Annotated in this window: 5 protein-coding genes; all 5 read right to left on the reverse strand. The window is 62.3% G+C overall.

From position 1 onward, the window contains the following. On the reverse strand, nt 1–519 hold a 519-nt coding region (locus tag J0I64_RS02645; protein WP_291406074.1), incomplete at its 3' end, for an LLM class flavin-dependent oxidoreductase. 99 nt (nt 520–618) lie between these two features. Further along, complete coding sequence (locus J0I64_RS02650) at nt 619–1,311, reverse strand: tellurite resistance TerB family protein (protein ID WP_291406075.1); 693 nt, start codon at nt 1,309–1,311, stop codon at nt 619–621. Nucleotides 1,312–1,473: 162 nt separating this feature from the next. Beyond that, complete coding sequence (locus J0I64_RS02655; RefSeq protein WP_291406076.1) at nt 1,474–1,839, reverse strand: hypothetical protein; 366 nt, start codon at nt 1,837–1,839, stop codon at nt 1,474–1,476. Nucleotides 1,840–1,973: 134 nt separating this feature from the next. Further along, entirely contained in the window at nt 1,974–2,489 is a 516-nt protein-coding gene (locus J0I64_RS02660) for a TIGR00645 family protein (protein WP_291406077.1), read from the reverse strand. A 126-nt stretch (nt 2,490–2,615) separates the two neighbouring features. Beyond that, the coding region (locus tag J0I64_RS02665) for an OmpA family protein (protein WP_291406078.1) at nt 2,616–4,081 on the reverse strand (1,466 nt) is incomplete at its 5' end.

Here is a 4,081-nt window from a genome sequence, read left to right on the forward strand (position 1 = left end):
CTTTTGGACCGGCTCGGGGTAGACGGCGATCCCCGGGATAGGGTTGGTGTGCTTGCTCCCGGCCCAGTTGACCTTGCCGCCCTTACGCAGCTCGAGCAGCATTTCGAGCTTTTCCTCGAAAAGGTCGTCGTAGTCATCGAGATCGAGACCGAAGAGCGGGAAGCTCTCGATGAACGAGCCGCGGCCGGCCATGATCTCGGCGCGGCCGTTGCTGATCAGGTCGAGCGTCGAAAACTGCTGGTAAACGCGAACCGGGTCTTCCGAGGATAAAACGGTGACCGCTGTCGAGAGGCGGATGGACTTGGTGCGCGCTGCGGCGGCGGCGAGAATGGTGACCGGGGACGAGGCGACATAGTCTGGCCGGTGATGCTCGCCGAGGCCGTAGAAGGCCAGGCCAAGCTGATCGGCCAGCTCGATCTCTTCAATGAGATCGCGCAGGCGTTCTGCAGGCGATTGCAGACGGCCGCCGTTGAGCGGGTCCGGCGTGTTTTCGGCGAAAGAACAAAGTCCGAGTTCCATGGCGTTCTCCTTGCGCGAAGACATGGCGGGCAAGCACCGGGGCTTCAAGAACGCACATGGGTGTTACCGCGCGCTGGGGCGCGCGGTTTACTTCAACGCTCAGACATTGCTGCCGGAGGGCGTATAGGCCCAGGGCTGCGGAGGCGTGGCCGCGGGCTGGGGAGCCTTTTCGCCGGCCGTCTTGTGGATTTCGGCGACGAGGGCCGGGTCGAGGCGCAGCTTGGCCGCGAGGGCTTCGAGATAGGCCTGCTCGGCCGGCGTGTCGGCAGTGATGGCGACAAGGGAGGCCGCGTAGATCTCGGCGGCGTGCTCCGGGGTGTCAGCGCGAGCGACGACGGCGTTGATATCGAGCGGGGTCGAGAGCTCGTCAAACACCCAAGCCTTTTCCTCGGCGGAAAGTGGCATGGTCTTGAGGCGCTCGAAAATGGCATCCTTTTCCTCGGCGTCGATGCGACCATCGGCCTTGGCGGCGGAGATCATGGCGCGCACGAGCGATTTGCCGAGTTCTTCTTCGGCCGTTGCATTACCGGGAGCGGGAATGAAGGCGTCTTCGCGCGGAGCCTGGGATTGGGGCGCGGTCGTCTGCTTCTCCTGGTAGTTCTGCCAGGCCTTGTAGGCGAGACCACCGACGGCGGCGACGGCGCCGATCTTTGCCGCATTGCCCAAAAGTTTGGTCGGCTTGCCGCCGGACAGCAGCAGACCGGCCGCGAGGCCAGCAGCACCGGTCATCGCTGTCCGCTGCGTATTCGGATCGGACTGAATGGCCTTGATGATCTGGTCGATATTGAACATGGGCGCTCCCTTTTCTCGGTAGGGCTCAGATGGGTATCGGAGGCTGAGGAGACAAGCGGAAGGGCGAAGTCTTCTGCCATCCAAGACATGAAGAAGCCCCGGTTTTGGAAACCGGGGCCAGGAAAGCCTCGCCGGGAGGGACGCGAAGCTCTGGGAGTGCTGTTAGTTGGCCGTCGGAGCGGCGGGCTCAGCAGCCGGGGCGGCAGGAGCCGGGGTGGCTGCGGGTGTTTCAGCCGGGGTTGCTGCCGGAGCGGCGGGGGCCGGTGCCATCGGGGTGGCTTCTGGAGCTGCGGCCGGGGCCTCAGTCATCGGAGCCGGAGCGGTCGTCGGGGATTGGACAGCCGGTGTGCCGTTCACATCAACCGAAGTTGACGGGCCTGAATTGGCGGAAAAGACCAGATAACCGATGGCCAGAAGAGCGAGGGCCACGATAATGCCCACGAACCAGCCGGTGCCATTGCTCTCACGGGTATAGACCGTGCGGTTGCTGTCGTTGTTGTAGAGATTATCACGTTCTGGGGTAGCCATTTCATGCTCCTTACAGTGAATGCTGGCTGAAGAACGCGATCGGCTCGGCGACAGTTCCCTAATTCGTGATCACAACCCCGGAACAATTATGGCGCCGAAAAGGCATCATAGAATCAAACCCTTGCCGTGCCGGTTCAGAGGTCCGGGTCACTCGGTTTGCTGCTCTTTTTGGAGATCTTGTCGATCACCGCGAGGAAAAGCGCCGACAGGATGAACGTCAGGTGCAGCATCGTGTACCAGAAAATCTGTTCATTGGTGTAACGCGGCACGTTGAGAAAGATCTGCAGCAGGTGGATCGAGGAGATGGCCACGATGGTGGACGCGACCTTGATCTTGAGCGAGCCCGCGTCGATCTGGCCGAGCCAGTGCACGTCCCCTTCATTGTCGAAGCGTGACACGAAGTTTTCGTAGCCCGAAATGATCACCATGACGACGAGGCTGGCGATAAGCGCAGCATCGATGAGGCCGAGGATTTTGAGAATGACCTCGGTTTCGTCCATGCCGAAGAGGTGGCTGGCGAAGTCCCAGAGCTTGTAGCCGAACGAGACGGCGTAAAGAGCGAGCGCCAGGCCGAGGCCGATATAGAAGACCACCAGCAACCAGCGAGACGCAAGAATGATGCTTTCTACGAAAACTTCGAGACGTTTCATGGGGCGCTCCGGGCGAGTTGCGCTGGATTAGCAAGTCTATGGACGCTGGCAAGGGGCTTGGTGCCATGCGGAAAAGAAAAAGGGGCCGGACGTTGCCGTCCGGCCCCTTTTCGGTTCGGATCGTGATCAGCCGTTGTTGGCGACGGTGATCAACGGGGTGATGCGACGGATGGTGACGCGACGGTTCTCGCGTTCCGCCTTTTCGGTGCGGATCTTGAGGTAACGTTCGCCATAGCCCTGGGTCGCCAGGTTTTCCGGAGGCACGCCATAGAAGTCGGTCAGGATGCGGGCGACGGTTGCCGCGCGCAGGTCCGAAAGACGCAGGTTGGAGATATCCGAACCCACGGCGTCGGTGTGACCTTCGATGAGGAAGGTCTCGGCCGGGTTGGTCCGGAGCAGGGCCAGCATGGCGTTCGCAACGCCCGAGAGGGCACTGACCTGATCGCGGTTGATGGTCGCGGCGCCGGTATCGAAGGTGAGGTTACCCACTTCGAGACGGCGGACCGAGTCACGCACGCGCGCCGAACGCTTCACTTCGTCGATGGAGTAAAGGCGGGCAACCTGTTCCACCGGCGGCTGGGCGAAGAAGTACTGCACGTCGTTCTGGTTCGCGTATGAGGCGTCGAGGACGTAGTCGCGCACCGGAATGTTGAGCCGGAGCGGCGGCAGGTCCTGACCCGGGTCGCGCCAGGTGAGCAGATCGTTGTCATAGCGCTCGTCGAAGTAGGCGAGCACGATTTCTCGGCCATCGGGTGTGATGCGCGAGCGGCGGAGAATGTCGCCGTTGCGGTTGCGCACCGTGATGACCTTGCTGCCGTCAGGACGTTCGACGACCTCACGCACACGGCCGCCCGGCAGGTTTTCGTAGTAAACCTCGTCCTGGCGCGGATTGTAGAAGCGGTCGGTATCCTGGCCGATGGTGTTGACCACAAGCTGAGTGCCGATCTGCAGGATCACCTGGGTGATGATGTCACTAGCCGTCGCCTCACGGATCGGCACCTGCTCGACGATGGTGATGTTGTTCTGCTGGCCGATATTATTCTGGACGTTGTTCTGGGTATTGTTGGTGACGTTGTTGGTCACGTTCGTCGTGTTGTTGGTGACGTTCGTGTTGTTGGTAACGTTGGTGATGTTCGTGATGTTCGTGATGTAGTTGTTCACCACGGTCTGTTCGATGGTGGTGTTGCCCGTTGCGGTGACGGCAGTGCCGGCTTCTGCGGCAACTGGTACGATCGGAGCGGCAGCGAGTGCCCGAACTTCCTGAGACTGGGCAGCGACGTCCGATTCCGGCGGCGGGGCGAGCGGAGCTTCAGGCTGGGCCTGTGCTTCGGCGGGCTGCTGGGCCGGGACCGCGCCTTCAACAGGCGGCGCGACGTCCTTGGCGCTGTCGAGAACAGGGGCGATCTGCTCCTGGGTTACACCGGCAGGCAGATTTTCGACGATTTCGGCCGGCTGGCCATCGGTCGTCACGGGTGCCTCGGTGGGCTGGCCAGCGGCGTTCGGGGCGGGCGGCGTCTGCTCGGCAGGCGGGGTAGTTTCCGCGGGCGGCGGAACCGGTTCGGCAGGCGGGGGCGTCTGTTCGGCCGGGGGCA

The organism is Devosia sp. (assembly GCF_017307565.1).
Classification (GTDB): domain Bacteria; phylum Pseudomonadota; class Alphaproteobacteria; order Rhizobiales; family Devosiaceae; genus Devosia.